The organism is Ligilactobacillus sp. WC1T17 (assembly GCA_900110005.1).
Taxonomy (GTDB): Bacteria; Bacillota; Bacilli; order Lactobacillales; family Lactobacillaceae; genus Ligilactobacillus; species Ligilactobacillus ruminis_A.
Genome location: FOCC01000002.1, coordinates 106823 through 125680, shown reverse-complemented (window position 1 = coordinate 125680; position 18858 = coordinate 106823). Strand labels below are relative to the sequence as shown.

General features: G+C 38.8%; 24 protein-coding genes. 16 read left to right on the top strand and 8 right to left on the bottom strand.

Translation table 11 applies throughout. The annotated features are described in order from the left end of the window. The first annotated feature begins 88 nt into the window (after positions 1–88). From BMX26_RS01795 to BMX26_RS01780, 4 genes are all read left to right on the top strand, one after another. Complete coding sequence (locus BMX26_RS01795; RefSeq protein ID WP_075529761.1) at positions 89–1270, top strand: MalY/PatB family protein; 1182 nt, start codon at positions 89–91, stop codon at positions 1268–1270. Positions 1271–1330: 60 nt separating this feature from the next. Continuing rightward, positions 1331–2419 (top strand): aspartate-semialdehyde dehydrogenase, encoded by a 1089-nt coding sequence (gene asd / locus BMX26_RS01790; protein WP_075529760.1) that lies wholly within the window; start codon positions 1331–1333, stop codon positions 2417–2419. Between the two features lie 46 nt (positions 2420–2465). Next, positions 2466–4046: a cation:proton antiporter gene (locus BMX26_RS01785; protein WP_075529759.1), complete on the top strand. Its 1581-nt coding sequence runs from the start codon at positions 2466–2468 to the stop codon at positions 4044–4046. A gap of 64 nt (positions 4047–4110) precedes the next feature. Further along, entirely contained in the window at positions 4111–5034 is a 924-nt protein-coding gene (locus BMX26_RS01780; RefSeq protein ID WP_075529758.1) for an L-lactate dehydrogenase, read from the top strand. A gap of 48 nt (positions 5035–5082) precedes the next feature. Here the strand turns inward: BMX26_RS01780 and BMX26_RS01775 are convergent, their stop codons facing one another. Continuing rightward, complete coding sequence (locus tag BMX26_RS01775; protein WP_075529757.1) at positions 5083–6006, bottom strand: proline-specific peptidase family protein; 924 nt, start codon at positions 6004–6006, stop codon at positions 5083–5085. Between the two features lie 720 nt (positions 6007–6726). Here BMX26_RS01775 and BMX26_RS01770 point away from each other — a divergent pair. The 6 genes from BMX26_RS01770 (at position 6727) to BMX26_RS01750 (ending at position 9106) form a co-directional block, all read left to right on the top strand. After that, entirely contained in the window at positions 6727–7737 is a 1011-nt protein-coding gene (locus tag BMX26_RS01770) for a hypothetical protein (protein ID WP_225355178.1), read from the top strand. Between the two features lie 6 nt (positions 7738–7743). Continuing rightward, a complete protein-coding gene (locus BMX26_RS01765) occupies positions 7744–7965 on the top strand; it encodes a hypothetical protein (protein WP_075529756.1) in 222 nt (73 codons plus the stop codon). A 204-nt stretch (positions 7966–8169) separates the two neighbouring features. Next, entirely contained in the window at positions 8170–8409 is a 240-nt protein-coding gene (locus BMX26_RS01760) for a hypothetical protein (protein WP_082272438.1), read from the top strand. Between the two features lie 9 nt (positions 8410–8418). Beyond that, entirely contained in the window at positions 8419–8550 is a 132-nt protein-coding gene (locus BMX26_RS09700; RefSeq protein WP_225355177.1) for a YjcQ family protein, read from the top strand. A gap of 11 nt (positions 8551–8561) precedes the next feature. Beyond that, on the top strand, positions 8562–8750 hold the full coding sequence (locus BMX26_RS09695) for a YjcQ family protein (protein ID WP_412771387.1): 189 nt from the start codon (positions 8562–8564) through the stop codon (positions 8748–8750). Between the two features lie 128 nt (positions 8751–8878). Beyond that, positions 8879–9106 carry a hypothetical protein gene (locus BMX26_RS01750; RefSeq protein WP_075529755.1) on the top strand — a complete coding sequence of 76 codons (228 nt, stop codon included), beginning with the start codon at positions 8879–8881 and terminating at the stop codon, positions 9104–9106. A 26-nt stretch (positions 9107–9132) separates the two neighbouring features. On the opposite strand, the gene BMX26_RS01745 is transcribed toward BMX26_RS01750, so the two are convergent. The 3 genes from BMX26_RS01745 to BMX26_RS01735 all read right to left on the bottom strand — a co-directional run bounded on the left by BMX26_RS01745 (position 9133) and on the right by BMX26_RS01735 (position 12037). Next, positions 9133–10146, bottom strand: a complete 1014-nt coding sequence (locus BMX26_RS01745; protein ID WP_075529754.1) for a LacI family DNA-binding transcriptional regulator — start codon at positions 10144–10146, stop codon at positions 9133–9135. A gap of 96 nt (positions 10147–10242) precedes the next feature. Continuing rightward, a complete protein-coding gene (locus tag BMX26_RS01740) occupies positions 10243–11079 on the bottom strand; it encodes a hypothetical protein (protein ID WP_075529753.1) in 837 nt (278 codons plus the stop codon). A gap of 133 nt (positions 11080–11212) precedes the next feature. Next, positions 11213–12037, bottom strand: a complete 825-nt coding sequence (locus BMX26_RS01735) for a Cof-type HAD-IIB family hydrolase (RefSeq protein WP_075529752.1) — start codon at positions 12035–12037, stop codon at positions 11213–11215. A 129-nt stretch (positions 12038–12166) separates the two neighbouring features. Between BMX26_RS01735 and BMX26_RS01730 the strand changes: the two genes are divergently transcribed. Continuing rightward, positions 12167–12655, top strand: coding sequence for a hypothetical protein (locus BMX26_RS01730; protein ID WP_075529751.1), 489 nt, complete (start codon positions 12167–12169; stop codon positions 12653–12655). 91 nt (positions 12656–12746) lie between these two features. Here the strand turns inward: BMX26_RS01730 and BMX26_RS01725 are convergent, their stop codons facing one another. From BMX26_RS01725 to BMX26_RS01715, 3 genes are all read right to left on the bottom strand, one after another. Then, entirely contained in the window at positions 12747–13646 is a 900-nt protein-coding gene (locus BMX26_RS01725) for a peptidylprolyl isomerase PrsA (protein ID WP_075529750.1), read from the bottom strand. 120 nt (positions 13647–13766) lie between these two features. After that, on the bottom strand, positions 13767–14060 hold the full coding sequence (locus BMX26_RS01720) for a hypothetical protein (RefSeq protein WP_075529749.1): 294 nt from the start codon (positions 14058–14060) through the stop codon (positions 13767–13769). 1 nt (position 14061) lies between these two features. Beyond that, positions 14062–14487, bottom strand: a complete 426-nt coding sequence (locus BMX26_RS01715; RefSeq protein WP_075529748.1) for an HIT family protein — start codon at positions 14485–14487, stop codon at positions 14062–14064. Between the two features lie 117 nt (positions 14488–14604). On the opposite strand from BMX26_RS01715, the gene BMX26_RS01710 reads away from it, so the two are divergent. The 4 genes from BMX26_RS01710 (at position 14605) to trmB (ending at position 18095) form a co-directional block, all read left to right on the top strand. After that, positions 14605–15348 carry an ABC transporter ATP-binding protein gene (locus BMX26_RS01710; protein WP_075529747.1) on the top strand — a complete coding sequence of 248 codons (744 nt, stop codon included), beginning with the start codon at positions 14605–14607 and terminating at the stop codon, positions 15346–15348. Continuing rightward, positions 15341–16534: an ABC transporter permease gene (locus BMX26_RS01705; RefSeq protein WP_075529746.1), complete on the top strand. Its 1194-nt coding sequence runs from the start codon at positions 15341–15343 to the stop codon at positions 16532–16534. Before BMX26_RS01710 ends, BMX26_RS01705 begins: the two co-directional genes overlap by 8 nt. 69 nt (positions 16535–16603) lie before the next feature. Beyond that, complete coding sequence (locus tag BMX26_RS01700; protein ID WP_075529745.1) at positions 16604–17410, top strand: phosphotransferase family protein; 807 nt, start codon at positions 16604–16606, stop codon at positions 17408–17410. 52 nt (positions 17411–17462) lie between these two features. Next, on the top strand, positions 17463–18095 hold the full coding sequence (gene trmB / locus BMX26_RS01695) for a tRNA (guanosine(46)-N7)-methyltransferase TrmB (protein WP_075529744.1): 633 nt from the start codon (positions 17463–17465) through the stop codon (positions 18093–18095). Here the strand turns inward: trmB and BMX26_RS01690 are convergent. After that, positions 18092–18400: a hypothetical protein gene (locus BMX26_RS01690; RefSeq protein ID WP_075529743.1), complete on the bottom strand. Its 309-nt coding sequence runs from the start codon at positions 18398–18400 to the stop codon at positions 18092–18094. The two genes, trmB and BMX26_RS01690, sit on opposite strands and share 4 nt — an antisense overlap. Before the next feature lie 111 nt (positions 18401–18511). Between BMX26_RS01690 and BMX26_RS01685 the strand changes: the two genes are divergently transcribed. Then, the gene (locus BMX26_RS01685) at positions 18512–18832 is read left to right on the top strand and encodes a thioredoxin family protein (protein WP_075529742.1); all 321 of its coding nucleotides are present in this window, start codon (positions 18512–18514) and stop codon (positions 18830–18832) included. Positions 18833–18858 lie beyond the last annotated feature (26 nt).

Here is an 18858-nt window from a genome sequence, read left to right as displayed (position 1 = left end):
GATTTGGCGAGCATTTATTTTTAATTTTTATTCGCATATTAGTTATAATAAAGAATGAGTATTTGCACGCCGAAAGCGAGGAATTAACATGACTTATGATTTTGAAAGTATTATTGACCGTAGACACTCAACATCAGTTAAATGGGACGTTAAAGATGGCGAACTGCCAATGTGGGTTGCTGATATGGACTTTAAAACAGCCCCTGAAATTATAGCTGCGATGCAAGCCAAAGTGGATTTGGGCGTTTTTGGCTATGAGGAACCTAGAGCAGATTATTTTGAAGCCATTATTGCTTGGTATCAAAAGTATCATCAAGTAAATCTCAAGGCTGAATGGATGCTGTTTGCAACTGGGGTTGTTCCTGCACTTTCTTCGGCTGTGCGGCGGCTGACATCAATTGGTGATAATGTTTTAGTGCAGGCGCCAGTCTATAATATTTTTTATAATTCTATTGTTAATAGCGGGCGCCATGTTGTTTCAAGCGACCTTGTTTTTGACCAGGAAAAGTTGATGTATCACGTTGATTGGACGGATTTAGAAGCTAAATTAGCGGATCCTTTAACTAATATGATGATTTTATGCAATCCGCACAACCCCTTAGGCCGTATTTGGACCAAGGATGAATTAGAAAAATTGGCACAACTATGCCAAAAATACCAAGTGAAGTTAGTTAGTGACGAAATTCATGGTGAAATAACTTATCCTGGTTTTACCTATAATTCATTACTCAGTTTGGATCCTAAGTTTTTGACAACAGCCGAAGTTTTGATTTCACCAAGCAAAGCCTTCAACGTGGCTGCTTTGCATGCAGCGACTGTCATTGTGCCGGATGCCAATCTAAGAGCACAGGTATCTCGCGGCTTAAATAGTGAAGAATTAGCGGAGCCTAATTTGTTGGCTTTGCCGGCCTCGATTGCAGCCTATACTAAAGGCCATCCTTGGCTAAAAGCCTTGCAGCAGCAATTAGCTAAAAATAAGGCGGATGTGGCCGCTTATTTGGCTAAAAAGATCCCTGAAGTTAAATTGCTCGATTCTCAAGCAACTTACCTGCTGTGGATCTACACCGGTGATTTGACCCATGATTCTAAAAAACTGGCTGCCTTTATCCGGCAAGAAACAGGTCTTTATTTATCAAATGGCACTGTTTATGGCGGCAATGGCCAAGATTTTTTACGGATGAATATTGCTTGTCCAAATGCGCTCATCCAAGATGGGTTAAAACGATTGGAACGTGGTATTAAACAATTTAAACAAGATGCGCAAGCTTAGCTTACAGCTAAAAATATACGCGGCTATTATAAGGACAATAATTTTGGGGAGGAAAAAGTAATGAAGCAAAAATTACGTGTTGGTGTACTTGGAGCGACAGGCATGGTAGGGCAAAGATATGTTTCCTTATTAGCTAATCATCCTTTTTTTGAGGTTACATGCGTGGCAGCCAGTCCTAAAAGTGCGGGGCAAAGTTATCGCGAAGCGGTTGCTAACCGGTGGCGAATGGAGGCTAGGCTGGATGAAGCCATTGGCCAGCTGCCAGTTTTAGATGCCAGTGATGTTGAAGCTGTGGCAAAAGAAGTTGATTTTGTTTTTTCGGCAGTTAATATGGCTAAAGAAGACGTTCAAAAACTCGAATTAGCCTATGCTAAGCACGATATTCCGGTGATTTCAAATAATAGTGCCCACCGTTGGACAAATGATGTGCCCATGATTATTCCTGAAATTAATCCACAGCATGCTAAAATAATTGACTGTCAAAGGAAGCATTTGCATGTCAAAAAAGGTTTTATTGCCGTTAAGCCTAATTGTTCCATTCAAAGTTATACTCCGGCGTTAGCTGCTTGGCAGCAATTTGAACCAACCCAGGTTGTAGCGACGACCTACCAGGCTATCTCCGGTGCAGGTAAAACTTTTAAGGAATGGCCTGAGATGCAAGGAAACATTATTCCTTATATTGCCGGTGAAGAGGAAAAATCAGAAACAGAACCCTTAAAAATTTTGGGCTATCTCGATGAAAAAGAGCAAAGTATTAAGCCGGCGACTAGTCCTTTGATTACGACGCAATGTTTGCGGGTGCCGGTGTTATACGGACATACTGCCGCTTGCTTTATTAACTTTAAGCAAAAGCCAACCAAAGAAGCATTGGTTGAAGCTTTAATTAATTATCAAGGACCCGTTGATTTAACTGATTTACCGAGTGCGCCAAAGCATTTTATTCAATATTTAACTGAAGATGATCGTCCCCAAGTAAGGCTTGATGTTGCTTATGAAAAAGGGATGGGTGTTTCAATTGGACGGTTAAGACCGGATAAATTATTTGATTGGAAATTTATCGGCCTGTCACACAATACGGCCCGTGGAGCTGCTGGTGGTGCCATTGAATGCGCTGAACTGCTGGTTAAATTGGGTTATTTAACTAAATAATTCACAAAGCACTGAATATTAAGGTGCTTTGGGAAGGAGGAAATAAATGCTTTTATCGACGACTATTTTATTATTAACAGCCTGCATCAGCAGCATTATTTCAAATTATTTAGCTAAAATTTCGATTAATTATATTAGTCTGCTTTTAGGTGTTGGCCTAGCTTTAATACCTTTTTTTAATAGCAAAATTGAAAGTTTTGAAACCGAGTTGTTTATGATTGGTATTGTGGCGCCGTTACTTTACCTGGAAGGTCAGACAACACGGCTGCGTAATGTGAGGGACAATCTGAAGGCTATTATTTTGGTGGCTATTGTTTTAGTAGTTATAACAGCAGTTATAACAGGTTTTATCACCAGTATGGTGCTAAAAGTAACGCTGCCATTAGCCTTTTTGCTGGCTGCGTGTGCGACGCCGACGGATGCCACAGCCGGCGAATCAGTGCGTGAAGGTTTGATTATGCCTTTTAAGGTGGATAAAGCCTTGAAAATGGAATCTTTATTTAACGATGCTACGGGTTTAGTACTTATGGATACGATGCTTTTGTGGTTTGTTCAAGGGAAAATTAATTATAGCAAGTCCTTGCAAGAGTTAGTCTTTGCTTTAGTCGGCGGGATTGTTTTTGGAATGTTTTCAGCAGTGGTAGTCATTAGTTTTCGGCAAGGTTTAGCGCGTAATGTGCGGTATAGCAGTGCGGCAGCACAAAATATTTTATTTTTAATTACGCCTTTCATCATTTATGGAATTGCCGAGAAAATTCATGTTTCAGGGATTATTGCGGTCGTGTGTGTTGGTTTATTGCAAAATAGCGAAAGCATCAGAAGCAGGTTTGTTAATCCCAGCCAATTTCATGATGGTTTAAGGCTGATGGATATGATTCAGGAAATTTTAAATAATATGGTTTTTGTTATTTTAGGGGTAACGCTGGTTAGGATTTTTAATCCGCATACGGCACCTTTCTTAATGAAGGGCTCATACCTGTGGCTGGCTGGCGGCTGTTTGATGTATCTGTTGACCTGCATGTGCCGGTATCTGTTCTTTAGAATAGAGCGCAATTCAGCTAAAGACAGTTTGGCTTTTGCTTTAGGCGGTGTTCACGGGGCGGTTACTTTGGCTTTAGTCTTTTCAATTTCAGAAAAAAGTATCGGCAGCTATAATTTTTCCCTGCTAGTGCTGGCTGAAACAGTGTACGTTTTACTCAGTATGCTCGTGCCTACGGTCGTCTTTCCTTTTATCCTTGAACGGGGATTAAACCAAAAAGAAATCAAGCAAAAGATGCTGTTTTTGCGCAATGAAATGAATAAAAGAGGGGTTAAAGAGGTTGAACAGATGTATTTGCCGCCTCAAGTCAAATACCGGGTGTTATATGATTTGCGTGATCAAAATAATACCAACGATTTAAAATCTTTTTGGCGGGTTCTATTAGTTTCAGCCCGTTATCCGGATATTACACCGGAACAAAAAGAATTGCATATGCGCGCTTTGCTGCATGTATTTGAAGTTGAAAAAGAGTTTTTAGATGAAATGTCTCAAGTTGAACATATGCAAAGTTATGTTTATCAGCTTTATGATGACTTACTTTTGTCAGAGTCTATCTTAATTAAGATGACCAGTAAAATGGAAGATTAGCTTGTTTGTTATAGCAAAGAAGTATATCATAAAAAAGAAGATATTTTTTGGAAGGTGAGATAATTTGGCACGTAAAATAGGAATTATTGGTATGGGTAATGTTGGGGCAGCTGCCGCCCATTATATTGTTGCTTGCGGCTTTGCTGATGAATTGGTTTTGATTGACAACAATGAAGCAAAATCAAAAGCTGATGCTTTGGATTTTGAAGATGCAATGGCTAACCTGCCTTATGCCACCAAAATCAAGGTTAATGATTACGCAGAGTTAAAGGATGCCGAAGTAGTTATTTCAACTGTCGGCAATATTGCTTTGCAAGACCGTCCTAATAAAGATCGGTTTGCGGAACTGCCTTTCACTAGCAAGAGTACAGTAGCTGTTGCTACCAGCATTAAGGAATCAGGCTTTAAAGGCAAATTGATTGTGGTAACCAATCCGGTGGATGTGATTACTTCTATTTATCAAGAAGTTACGGGTTTACCTAAAGCACAAGTTATCGGGACAGGGACTTTGCTTGATTCAGCTCGGATGAGAAGGGCGGTTGCGCAAAAGCTGAACATTGATCCGCGTTCAGTGTCGGGCTACAACTTGGGCGAACATGGTAATTCGCAATTTACAGCTTGGTCGACGGTTCGGGCTTTGGGACGTCCAATTACGGAAATTGCTAAGGAAAAGAACTTAGACTTAGAAGCCTTAAATGAAGAAGCTAGAATGGGTGGCTTTGCAGTTTTTGCCGGTAAGAAATATACCAGCTATGGGATTGCTACAGCAGCCGTTCGCTTAGCCAATACGATTATGTCAGATGCGATGACCGAATTGCCGGTTTCACATTACAGTGAAGAATATGGTTGCTACTTGTCTTATCCTGCTATTGTTGGCCGACAAGGAATTGCTCAAACCGTTAAACTTGATTTAACTGCTGAAGAACAAGCTAAATTACAAGCTTCAGCACAAGCAATCAAAGAAAAATTTGCTCAATTCAGTAAATAACATAAATAAAAGGCGCAAACACCAATTAAAGTGTTTGCGCCTTTTTAATTAAGCTTCGACTTCGTTAGTAAAAGTGCCGGCTTCAACATCGCGGATAAAATCAGCTAAGTGTTTGTAGTAAACGTCAGGGTTATCAACCATGTGGTGGTGTCCACCATCTGGCGTGGTTACTAAACGTGAATTTGGCAATAATTTATTCATAGTATGAGCTGAAGGCAAAGGCATGGATTCGTGTTCGCCAAAAGTCAACAGGGTAGGCACGGTGATATCTTTGAGTTTATCTCTAAAATGCCAAGAATCAAGCTTGCCTTTGATAACAAATTCATTATCACCTTGGAAAGTATTGTAAACTTTGGTGCCGCCAAGATCTTTCAAATGATACAGCTTGGAAGGCTGCTTGCGGTCAATAAAGTTTTCGTTCATAATCTGGACGTATTCTTGGTATTTAGGGTTGGCATAATCATTGTTAGCTTCACAAGTAAGCATGAAATCAACGGCTTCTTTAGGAAGGGTTTCTTCGCGCAAACGATTGATGTTAGCTACGTATTCATCGATTTCATCTACCATCGAAGAAATGATAGCGCCCTTTAAATGTTGCCCATATTTGTGGGCATACATTTGCACTAAAGCGCCGCCCCAGCTTTGACCAATCAAATAGAAGTTTTCAAGGCCAAGTTTTTGCCGCACTTCTTCGACTTCATCTAAGAAGTAATCATAGGTTAAGTACTTAGCAGCAATTTCAGGATCGTCGTAATTAGGCTGATCAGAATAAAGAGAGCCTAATTGATCATACATGTGGACTTGAACATCCAAGCCTTGCTTTTTCAGCTGTTCAGCGGTGTCTTCCCAATATTCATGGTTGCCGCCAGGGCCGCCATGGAGGCAAAGTAAATGAATAGTACCTTGTCCTTGGGTATTGGTCCATAAGTGATAGCCATTATCGAGTGTAATAATTGTCGTGCCTTGTTTCATTACTATAATTCCTTTCATATCAACGTTTTGACGCGTTTTATTTTTGTCGTGATTACATTTTGATTACATGCACTAAAAATCTAAGTAATCTTTCAACTTTTGAACGATCATTCAATTTTGGAGAGCCGTATTTGCCAAAGTATATATTAAAGGCTTTTTCGCCTCTTTTAACGTATCTTACCACAATCAAAAATTGTGGCTTACAGACGCTGAAGAGGTGAAAAAGCCATGAAAGATATAATCACAATTATTATTTTAGTTCTTTTATTTGAAATTTTCAAGGACTAGCCTTATTGTGAAGGACCGTATTTGTCCAACAGGCTTTTGCACGCTATAAATGGTTATCTTGCCGATTTTTCGCATAGGTACGACTATATTTCAAATAGGACCCTCCAAAGTTGGATGGCCATCGACACAGGCCAGTGAAATTATTATGTCGCAAGTCGGCAGCGGTAATTGGTCGGACACTGTATGGAAAAATACAGACGAATTAAAGGCAAGGCTTGATATTGCTTTACAAAAGTGCATGATTGAGGGCAAGACAGCACAACAAATCGCAAGAGAATTAAGACCGTTAGTTAGCAAAGAATTCAAAAATGCCAAGTATGCCAGCGAGCGCCTAGCTCGTACTGAAAGCGCAAGGGTACAAGCAAACGCAACGCTTGCAAATCTCAAAAGATATGGTTATGATTATTGCAAATGGATAGCCGAACCTAGTGCATGCAAGATAAGATATGCGCTAGTATTGCAGATAGCGATGATGGCTGGGGCCGCGGAGTGTACAAGGTAGCCGATGTGCCGGACTTGCCGGTTCATCCCAATTGTAGGTGTGCAATAAGCGCTTACTGGCTTGACAAGCCAACCATATCGAATTTTATCAGTGATGTTAAGCCAACTACATTTGAAACGAGTATCGATGAAGTAGCTGAATTATTCCGCAAGATTGATATTCATACAGCTTCTAAAGATGATATAATCAAACTGGGACAAGTGTTTAACCAAAAATACAGTATTTCAGATAAAATTGGCGACAAGGATGCAATCACAAAAGCCGTTAGCGTATACCGTCAAACCGGTGGAACTGTTAGTGAAGATAAGTGGGTTGAGCGGTCGGTAAAGGCGGTTAAGAGTGCATTGAATGAAGCTTTCAACCATTATCCGACAGATTGGGTTAATTACCTTAACAATACAAGTGAAGTTATATTTGCTGGAAAAAATCAAAGAGGTTTTTATATTCGGGCTTTGCTCGATGCTAGTGGGAAACATTACAAGATTCCTAGTTGGGTAAAAACTCAGGCAGAATTAGCTGCCTATATTGAAGAAAACAATAATGGCAAGTACAACACGATTTATTCGTCTGGCAGGCCAACGACAGCTTGGCATGAAATTGGGCACTTCGTGGAAGACCATAACGCTGATGTCGTGAGAATTGAAAAAGAATTTGTCGAAGCAAGAACAAAAGGGGAAAAAGAAACTAGGTTGCGGGATATTTATCGTGATAACCGTTACGGAATTAATGAGTTAACGAAAAAAGATAATTTTATATCGCCATACATTGGCAAAACGTACCCAAATGCAACAGAAGTTCTTTCCGTGGGTTTGGAATCTATTTTTGAACCTGGAAACGGTAAACTCAAATATATTGACGAAAGCGGAAAACGCCATTATGCAAAAATCACGGATGACCAAGAATATTTAAACTTGATTTTAGGGCTACTTTTGAAAGGGTGAATTAGTATGTATTCACAAGAAATGCTTGAAAAGTTCAATAAAGCGGTCGAATCTTATGAAAATAAATTCGGCAAGGGCGCATTTGACCATGTCGTACCATTGGGTGACCCATTAACTGACGAAGATGAAGACATTGCGGAAGAAATAGAAACTATCAATCGAGCAATCATAATGGGCAAAAGATTACCGGAACTAGACCCAGATTCCGATTTAAAACCGATATATTGAGCAAATACGACCCTCCAAAATTGGAGAGTCGTTAAACTCAAATGCAACAGAAGTTCTTTCCGTGGGATTGGAGTCGGTTTTTGAGCCGCAGAATGGTCACGTTAAATTTATTGATAAAGATGGGACATGTCATTATGCAAAAATTACGGATGACCCCGAATACATGGATTTAATTTTAGGCTTACTATTGAAAGGATGATGTTTATGACTTGGGAACCCGTAATGCCTTCAAAAGAGACTTTCAAAGCTTTTGGTAGGGCTATAAAAGATTATGATTTAAAATTCGGAGAAGGGACTTTTGGTAAAACGGTACCTTTAACTGACCCTTTACATCCTGATGAGGAAGAAATGCAAAGAGCAATTCAAAAGATTAGGCAAGCAATTAAGACAGGAAAAAAACTTCCTGAATTAGACCCTGATTCCGCTTTAAAGCCGATATATTGAGGCAGTTCCATGGCAAATAATGATTATTTCACGATTGCGTATAAGGTGCTCAGTTATCTGAAATACTGTTATGAAAATGACTTAGGCCCTGATACAGACATCTTGCAAGAAACGGTGTTCAATATTCTCGTAAACAGCTAATCAGAAGCTTGATGATGCTGACAGACGATGGATACATTAAAGGGTTAACAGTTAATCAGACAAAAAGCGGTACGGTAGTCGGCGGAATCAATCAGCTTGCGGTTACCAGTTCCGGTTTACAGTACCTGGCTGAAAATTCCATGATGAAGAAAGCATACAAGATTTTCAAAGAGTTCAGAGATTGGACTCCGATAATTTAATACAGAGTAAAAAGACGGTTTAACAGCCGTCTTTTTTTAGGCCTTTTTCTTGCTTTGCAGGCGTTAAAGAACAATCATGTATAATTTAGCCTCCCAAGGCTTAAAATGCGTGAGAAAGGAGTTTTCGCATGAATAACGAAAACGTAGAACAAACAGAAGCCGTTGAAAACACTCAAGACCAAAGCCAAGAAGTAGAAGATAGCCAAATCCAAGCAGAAGCCGGCAAAAACGAGGACAAGGCCACCCGCGCGGTTGAAAAACTTCAAAAGCGTCTCGGCAAAGTCACTAGTGACAAGAAGACGCTAGAAGAACAGTTAGCATTATGTAATCTTCGGCTAAGAGGCAGTTCAAAATAAAAAAGCGTCCTAAAGACGCTTTTTTATTAATTTAAGCTGGAAGCACGCAAAATGAGCTGCGTTGCCAAGGTGGTCATTTCAGGGATGGTGCGTTTAGCTTTTAAATTAGTTAAGACCATCTTAGTTGCTGTAGCTCCCATCTCCTCGGTAAAAACTTTGACCGAGGACAAAGCAGGGTAGGCATAACGTGCTAGTGAGGTGTCATTAAAAGAAATTAGGCTGACCTGTTCCGGAACAGAAATGTCATACTCTGCCAAAGCTTTTAAAGCGCCTAAAGCAATCGCGTCATTGGCAGCAAAAAAAGCCTGAGGAAGACGGCCCTTTAAAGTTTTAATCGCTTGTTGCATCATGTTATAGCCGGATTCAGGCAAAAATTGACCGGTAAAAACATATTCAGGATGGTAAAGATTCAAAGAAGTCAATTTGTTTTTAAAATCAGCTAAGCGTGGATCTAAGAGCTTGGTTTTCGCATCAGAGGTTTCTTCTACGCCGGCTAAAAGGCCAATTTTTTGCTGCCCATGGGCTAAGAAATGGTCAATGACCTGATCGACAGCGCCTTCGAAATCAGCTACGACACAGCTATAGCCGAATCTTAAGGTATTGCTGTCCACAAAGATAATATTGTTGTTAGTTTTAGCAATCATTTCAATTTGGTCAGGAGAAAATTTACCTACAGCAATCACGCCGTCAGCATCAGTGGCTTTAGTCAGCGGTTCGTCTTGATAAATTAGGTTTACATTGCAACCGAGGGCATGAGCTTTTTTTTCAATGCCAATGCGGATGGCGTAGTAATACAAATCGTTGATTTCTTCTTGTTCGGTGTACCATTGAATAATGGCGATGGTTTTAGTATCCGTTTTTTGTGGGCTGGCTTTTTTGGGTTTTGCCTTATATTTAACGTAATTTAATTCTTCAGCAACTTTAAAGATGCGGTTGCGAGTTTCTGTGCTGACAGACATAGTTTCATCATAATTTAAAACCCGTGAAACCGTTGCGGGAGAAACGTTAGCTTTAGCAGCAATGTCTTTGATAGTGGCCATAATGAAGATCCTTTCGTGTGCTTGTCACTTACATTATAGCAGAGTTCAGTAAAGAAAAGCAAAATTTACTAAAATAACCCCAGAAAAAATCTAGGGTTATTTTTGGTCATCCTTTTGCATCTTGGTAGCGATGATTGAAGCTAAAAAGCCGATAATGTATAAAATGAAAATCGTAAACCAAAGATATTGCCGAATCGATTTGGTGATAACATAAAAAAAGGCCAGTGTTTCACCAGAGAGTCTTTGTTCTAAAAAAAAGGTGCTGTATAAGGTTAAAAAGATAGCTAGAAATAAGGTTAAGATGGTGTTGATAAGGTTAAAATTGCTGACAAAAAACAAGATATGAATCGAATTTGTTTGTCTAGCAAAACTCACAAAAAGCAGCAGTAGAAAAATAATCAAAATTAAATCGACTATATAGATGGCTTTTTTCCAAAAGCGGGAAATTTGCAAAAACATCGTTAAGTGATTTAACCGGTTAGTAGCTTTATTGTGGCGGTATAAGTTAATTTGAAAAACTTCTAACTTATCATTTAGGGCTTCTTTTTGCTTAGTTGTCAAAGAAAGCTTCTTAGCTTGTAAACTTTTTAAGCTGGCCTGATATAAGGCACTGCTGTTTAATAAAACAGCTTTAGCTTCAAAAAGATTATCAATTGTAGTTAAAGATAGTTCTTTAGTTTGTCGTTCGTCAATTAATAGATAATCGACCTGCTTTTTAGACAAGCCAGCGTCTTGGGCAGCGATGGCAATTCGCTCATTATAATAGTGCTGCTCTTTAATAATTGAATCTTGTGTGGTGATATAATTTTTTAAGTTATTCTTATTAAAAAGAATAAAAGTAAATGCGGTCGCCAGAATTAAGCAAAAACCAACGGCTATCATTAAGCCTTGGATAATTGCTGATCGTGACGTAATATTTTTGTTTTTAAACATCAATCTCTATCCCTAAAATGTGCTGTTAAAAAACAGTCTACTAGTACTATTTTAATAAAATATAAATATATTGTGATTAATTTATAAAATTAACCAGAATAGCGAAAGTTTTTAGCTGTTGTGCCAAATAATGTCAATTTTTTGCTGCAACAAATTTTTCTAAGGCGACAGCAACCCCATCATGATCGCAATCAGCCGTTACAAAACTGGCAACTGCTTTTAATTCTGGAATGGCATTTCCCATGGCTACACCTACTTGAGCTAATTTAAGCATCGATAAATCGTTACCTTGGTCGCCAATGGCCATGAGGTTAGCTGGAGTCATGTTTAATTTATCGAGTAAAATTTTTAAACCGTATGCTTTGTCAACGCCCTTAGGATTGGCTTCGTAATAAGCCGGATCGCTGCGGGTGAAAGTTAATTTAGCGGATAAGGGTTCAAAAAGCTCAGTTTTTTGAACTAAGTTGTCGATTTTAGCAGGATCGTCGACAAACATGGCTTTGACAAGAGGAATATTGCTTAATTCTTCCGGTGTTCTGACACAAACGGGAATCTGGGTTAAAAAGCCCTCAACAATGGTGTATTTACCTAAATCACGGTTAGACGTGTAAAGTTTATCAGCGGATTCGACATGAAAATGGATGCCTAACGAGGTGGCAATTTGATATAATTTGAGATAGTCATTAAAGGATAACTGGTTAGATGCTAACACTTGACCAGAGGTAGTTTCGACGATGCTTCCGCCAAAAGAAATCACATATTGATCATTTTGATTATCTAAACCTAATTGAGCTAAAAAAGGCTTAATGCCAGACAAGGGACGTCCGCTGGTCAGCACAACTTTGGTTCCTTGGGCAGAAACATTTTTGATAGCTTGACTGACTTTGGTTGTTAATTGACGGTTTGAATTAAGTAAGGTAGCGTCAATATCAATAGCTACAAGTTTAATTTCTGACATAATAATCTCCTCCTAAAAGATGATTAAACTACTTTAAATTTTAACATGAAAGGTCTTAGAGACCAAAATAATTGCGTCTAGCAGTTATTTGGAGTAGGATAAAGTAAAATATCATAAGGAGGCCTGGACATGAAAAAGGAAATACAAGCTTTGATTGATCAAACTAATGATAAATTGAGGGTGCAAAATAAACAAGAAGAAGATTATCCTGCTTGGATTGTCGACTACGATTTTTTAAAAAGAGGCTTGATTCAGGGAATTAAGTGGTACCAGGCTAAAGATGAACAAGAACAGTTGAAATTAAAAGATGATACCTGGGCTTACGGGGTTTTGACTGGAAATGCTGAAATCAATCAAGTCCACTTGGATGAATTGGCTCAGTTGGACCCTCGAACCATCTTTGTCGTCTTTTTTGATTATATTTTTGATGATCAAACTGAAATGGAAAATTTTGATACGGTTGTTAAATTAAAAGATATGCGTAAATTGCACGATATGGGGTTTGGCCTAGAAAGAGAACAGACTGTGACGGAATTTTTTAAGCAGCTTCCGCAAGATTACCAGCTGGTAAATATGCCTGATTTTGTAATCACATGGACTTTTGACTATCGTAAATAATAAAGCGGCTTGCCGGCGGAATTATCCGTTAGCAGCCGCTTTTTTTACACAAAAAATCCTTCAAGCATTTGCTTGAAGGATTTTGGCTTAATTATTTAGAGCTAGATGAAGATGAAGAGGTAGAAACGTAATCAGATAAGACATCTTTCAAATCATTGTCTTTGATTGAAACGTTGCCGCCCTTGAAGACCTTACCTAAAATCTTTTGCATATAAGTAGAATCATTAGCCTTGGTTTCGATGATCTGCTTCTTCAAATCTTTGATATGGTCAGACATCTTACCTTTGCCAGGATTCTTGATGCAGTAAATGACATGGTAGCCATAAGAACTCTTAACAGGGGTTGTTGTGTATTCGCCTTGTTTAAGTTTCAAAGCAGCAGCCTTAAAGCTGGAATCAAGGCTGGTGTCGGTGTTGTCAAAAGCAGAAAGCTTCCCACCATTGCTCTTAGTGGAAGTATCTGTTGATTTTGCTTTAGCCAATTTAGCAAAGTTCTTGTAGGAACCATCTTTTTTGAGTTCATTGATAATGGCTTGAGCATCAGATTTCTTGGAAACTAAAATATGAGCTACCGTAATCTTTGGTGTGTATGACTTCCATTGCTTCTTCAACATCTTGTTGGTGATCTTAGTGTGATCAACGACTGCTTCATGCAAAAGCAAAGAAGAGCGGATGTTCTTCTTGAAAGAAGACTTAGTGTAGCCGTTTTGGGTTAAGATTGTTGAAAAACTTGAGCCGTATTGCTTCTTATAAGAGTTGTAAGTTGCATTGACTTTCTTATCAGAAACCTTTGAGCCGTATTCTTTTTCCAAGATTTTGTTTAAAATCATTTCTTGAAGTATTTGCTTGCCTGAAGAAGTTTTCTTCAGGCTTGAGTAATACTCGCTTTCAGTGATCTTGCCACCTGAAGTAGTAGCGACGGTCTTGGAACCGCATGCTGCCAGCGTAAATGCCATCAGGACACTTGCAACTGCGACAAACCATTTTTTCATGTTGAATAACACATCCATTCATAAATATTAACTTGTCAAACAAGTCTAACAGTAATTACTATACCACACTCTTAAAGAGATAACAGAATTGTTTATAAAAATTTAGCAAAACCTTAGAATTTAGTCTTTCTTTTGCATTTCATTAAGCCTAGTCAAGTTAGGTTCAATCTCTTGAAAATAGCGATTAATGTCGTAATCTAAATCAGTTAAAATCTCACTGGCATGACTGGCTTCGGAACTGAAAGCCCGCCATTTTTGGGCGGTCGTTTGCGCCTTGCCGGCTAAATTAGTGACCTCTTGTAAGATAGTGTCGGCTTTTTTGATTTTAGTTGCTACTTGTGCAATGATTTGGGCCCGGTTAATGTAGGCAGCCGCGCCTAAACCAAGCAGCAAGGATGTTTTAACCCATTTCATGTTAATTAAATTGTGCCTTAATGGCAGCTGCTGTTTGGTTTAAGGCATCTTGGTCATATTTAGCCGAATTATCGCTAAAAGCCATCGAAAAACCATCGTCTTTGCCATATCTTGGAATAAAGTGGATATGAGAATGGAAGACGGATTGGTAAGCGACTTCACCATTATTGTTAACAATGTTTAAGCCTAAAATCTTAGGATCGCTATCTTTGATAGCTTGGGCCACCATTGGAATTTTGGTTAAAACTTTTTGAGCTAAGGCATCATCATAAGCAAAAATATCCTGGACGTGCTTTTTTGGCACCAAAAGCGTGTGCCCTTTAGTTGCTTGTGAGATATCTAAAAAGGCTTTGACATCATCATCTTCATATACGGTAATGCTAGGAATTTCACCTTTAATAATTTTGCAGAAAATACAATCGTCCATCAAAAAACCTTCTTTCAAAATGATACCCTAATTATAACATGAATTTATTTTGAAAAGGCTAAATGAAAAAAACTCTGTTATAATTAAAATTAAGTTGAATGGAAGGGACTTTTGCGGATGATTTTAGATGTAGAAAATTTGACAGGCGGATATTTTATGCGGCCTGTGCTCAAAGACTTGAGTTTTACCGTCAATGAAGGCGAATTAGTCGGCTTAATCGGTTTGAACGGGGCTGGCAAATCTACGACCATTAAGCACATTATCGGCTTGCTGCAGGCACAAAGCGGGCAGATTTTAGTTGGTGAAACATCAATTAAAAAGGATCCGATTAATTATAAAAAAAAGCTGGCTTATATTCCGGAAACCCCCGTTTTATATGAAGAATTAACGCTCAAAGAGCATTTAGAAATGACCATTATGGCTTATGACCTTGACTATGAGACGGCTTTTCAAAAGGCTTTATCTTTATTGAAAATTTTCCGTCTAGATAATAAATTAGATTGGTTTCCCGCTAACTTTTCTAAAGGAATGAAGCAAAAAGTGATGATTACCTGTGCTTTCATGACGGAAGCCGAACTTTTTATTATTGATGAACCATTTTTAGGCCTTGATCCTTTAGCAACAAGAGATTTATTGAATTTGATCGACCAAGTAAAGCAGCGTGGAGCAGGGGTTTTGATGTCAACCCACGTTTTATCAACAGCAGAAAAGTATTGCGACCGTTTTGTGATGATTGATCAAGGAAGCCTTAAGGCCAAGGGAACGTTAGCTGAGCTTAGGGATTTGTACGGTGCTAAGGATGCTTCATTAGCTGATATTTATTTAGGAATGACTGAATTGGCGGGTGAAGAGCATGCTTAAATTGTATCAAGTACGGCAAAGGGCATATTTAAAACAAATTTTTAAATATTTGCGTTATGTTTTAAATGATTTTTTTGTCTTATCTTTGTTATTTGCCTTTGGTGGCTTAGGTTTAGCTTATTCAAACTATCTTAAAGCCTTAAAAAATCAGCCGACGCCAAGTTATGCACCTTATATTATGGCGGTAATTTTAACCTTGGTGATTCAATTTGGACAGTTAAAAACACTGCTTAAACCGGCAGATGCGGTCTTTTTATTGCCCAAAGAAGGTGAAATCAGACGTTATTTGACAAGAGCCAAAAGAGCTTCTTTAGTAACTGGAGTTTTATTTACAATAGGATGCAGTTTAGTTTTAGTACCATTTTTACTTTTTATTTTGAAATTTGACCGCTTGCAGGTGACTTTTATCTGCTTAACCGCGATAGTTTTAAAATATTTTTGGCTTAGCTTAGAAGAGTTTACCTTATATTTTGAAATGTCAAAAGGAATCAAATTTCTGTTTTGTGTAGTATATCCTTTCATTAATTTTTTAATTGCTGCTTTAGGTTTAGGGGTTTATGCCCTGACTTTCAGTTTGGTTGGCTGCCTGCTTATTTTTATATGGCGTCAAAGCATGGGCGAAAAGCAAATCTTTTTGTGGCAGCAGGCTATCGGCAAAGAAAGCAGCCGTATGATGAATTTGTATCGCTTTTTTAACTTATTTTGCGATGTTCCTTATGTGGTCACTAGTGCTAAGCGCCGCAAATATTTGGATTTTATGCTGCCTAAGGCACATAAAAAGCGACCTTATTACTATTTATTTGCCCGAGGCTTGGTGCGGTCAGGTAGTTTTGGTAGTTTGTTTTTCCGCTTGCTCGTTTTAGGCGGCCTTTTACTATGTTTTTTGGAAAATCGTTACTTAGCCTTGCTGATTGCTTTGATTTTTACTTATTTGATCTGTTTTCAGATGGGACCTTTAAAAGACAAGTATAACGAAATTGTTTTTACTCACCTTTATCCGCTGACACAGACGGATAAAACCCGGGATTTTGCTAAATTAATGCGGATTTTAATGCTGGCCGTTGTGCTGCTTTTTACCATTTGCTATTTTGCAGGTACCAGAGATGTAAAATACAGTTTAGTGACTGGGATTTTACTGTTATTAGAAAGCTATGCCTTATTAAAGAGACAGTCTAAGGAAAAATAGCTTGACACATAAAGGATGAGTTAGCTAAAATTACTTTAGTTATCGATATTTTCAAAAGGAGAGCCTACGTTGAGTCTTAATTTGGATAATGGTTGGCAGGTTCTTCCTATTGATGGTGATACAGGTACAGCTTTTATGGGAGTTAACCATGATCAGCGCCTGTTCATCAAGCAGAATTCTTCGCCTTTTTTAGCAGCTTTGTCACTGGAACAGATTGTCCCACGGTTAGTGTGGACTAAGACGATGTCGACTGGCGACACTTTAACTGCGCAAGAATGGCAGAATGGCCGCAGTTTGAAACGGACTGAGATGCAAAAAAAAGAAGTTAGCGACCTCTTGTACCGCTTGCACCATTCTGATTTGTTAAAAAGAATGCTGCTGCAGATTGGAGGGCAGGTTTTGCCTCCACAGGAACTGCTTAACCGCTATTTTAGAGGGCTTGCGCCTGACCTCAGAAAGCATCCGCTGCTCAAAAACACGGCCAATCACTTAAGAGCTTGCCAGCCGAAACTTGAACGCTCGAATTACGAAGTATGTCATGGCGATTTAAACCATAAAAACTGGCTGTTATCTGATAAGCATAAGCTTTATTTAGTGGATTGGGAGGCAGCAATGATTGCCGACCCTGCTACAGATCTCAGTATGTTAATGTGTCAATATGTCCCACGTGAACAGTGGTATGCTTGGCTGTGCCAATATGTCAAGGGTACGCCGACTGCTGAACTATGCCAAAGGGTTGACTGGTACTTGCGATTGTACCTGTTAATGTCTATTAAACATAGCTATATGCGTGGTCGTTTCCATGAAATGAACCAAGACATTGTAAAGCTTAATGAGTTTTCAAAAGAAGATATTTTTAAAATCAATAAGGGATAAAAGGTCGCCTTTTATCCCTTATTTCGTGAATAGATAATTATTGGAGGAAAAGATGCGTTTACGAAATAAACCTTGGGCTAAACCCTTAATTAAAGCTAATCCGCAATGGGTTGTTACTGAGCCGGAACAATGGCGGGGCAAATGGCAGGAACGTTTTGCCAAGCCGCAACCTTTGTATGTTGAAGTTGGTACAGGTAAGGGCCGCTTTATTGTTGAAATGGCTCAAAAGTACCCTGATCGCAACTTTATCGGCCTTGAAATGCAGGCGGTAGCAGTCGGAATTACCTTAAAAAAGCAGTTAGAGGCACAGTTACCTAACTTGCAGCTGGTTTGTGCTAATGGCAGCGGCTTGACGGAATTTTTTGCTGATGATGAAGTAACAGGGATTTTCCTTAATTTTTCAGATCCTTGGCCTAAAAAACGCAACGAAAAGCGCCGCTTGACTTATAAGAGCTTCTTAGCTTCATACAAGCAAGTGATGCAAGATGACGGTTTGTTGGAATTTAAGACCGACAATCGCGGTTTATTTGAATATTCTCTGTGCAGCATGAATAATTTCGGCATGCATTTTGAACAGGTCTTTTTAGACTTGCATGATACAGATGAAGATAATGTTATGACTGAATATGAAGAAAAATTCAGTAAAAAAGGTCAACCTATTTATAAGTTGACCGCAAAATTTTAATCAAGGCGTTTGATTTCAATAACAGTTCCGGTTTTGGCTTCGGCGGTAAATTCATATGAAACCAGCCGTTCATCTTCATAGCGCGACAAACCGCCGTGATAAGTTTGGTATTTCAAAGCAAAGCGCTGTAAAGGCCGCCTTTTATGTTCAATCCAAGTACCGTAAACCGGTGATTCGGTTTGAAATTGCTGTTTGACTTTAGTTAAAACACGGTGTGCAGATAAGGGCCGGGCTAAATAAGCTTTAGCTCCGAGGACACCTGCACTGGCACCGAGAAGAAGGCTTAGCAGGGTTGTTTTTTTCATGGAATCACATCCTTGTTTTTTCTTATCATTATAGCATGTTTGAGCAAGTTTGATGCCTTTTTAACCTAAATGCGCTATAATGTAAAAATCAATAATAGTGGAGGTTTAACCATGGAAAAATTAGCTAAGATGACTAAAGCTGAAATGGAAGCACAATTGAAAGAAGGCAAGTATGTTTTATTCTTTACAGCAGACTGGTGCCCTGATTGCCGGTTTATTAAGCCGGCTATGCCTGAAATCGAAGCTGAATTTAGCGACTATACTTTTGTTTTAGTTGATCGTGACGAAAATATCGATTTATGTCAAGAACTTTTTGTCATGGGGATTCCAAGCTTCATCGTTTATGTTGATGGTCAGGAAAAAGCCCGTTTTGTTAATAAGGATCGTAAAACAAAAGCTGAAGTTGAAGCCTTTTTAAAGAGCGTTAATTAATGGGGATAACCCAAATCATATTTTAA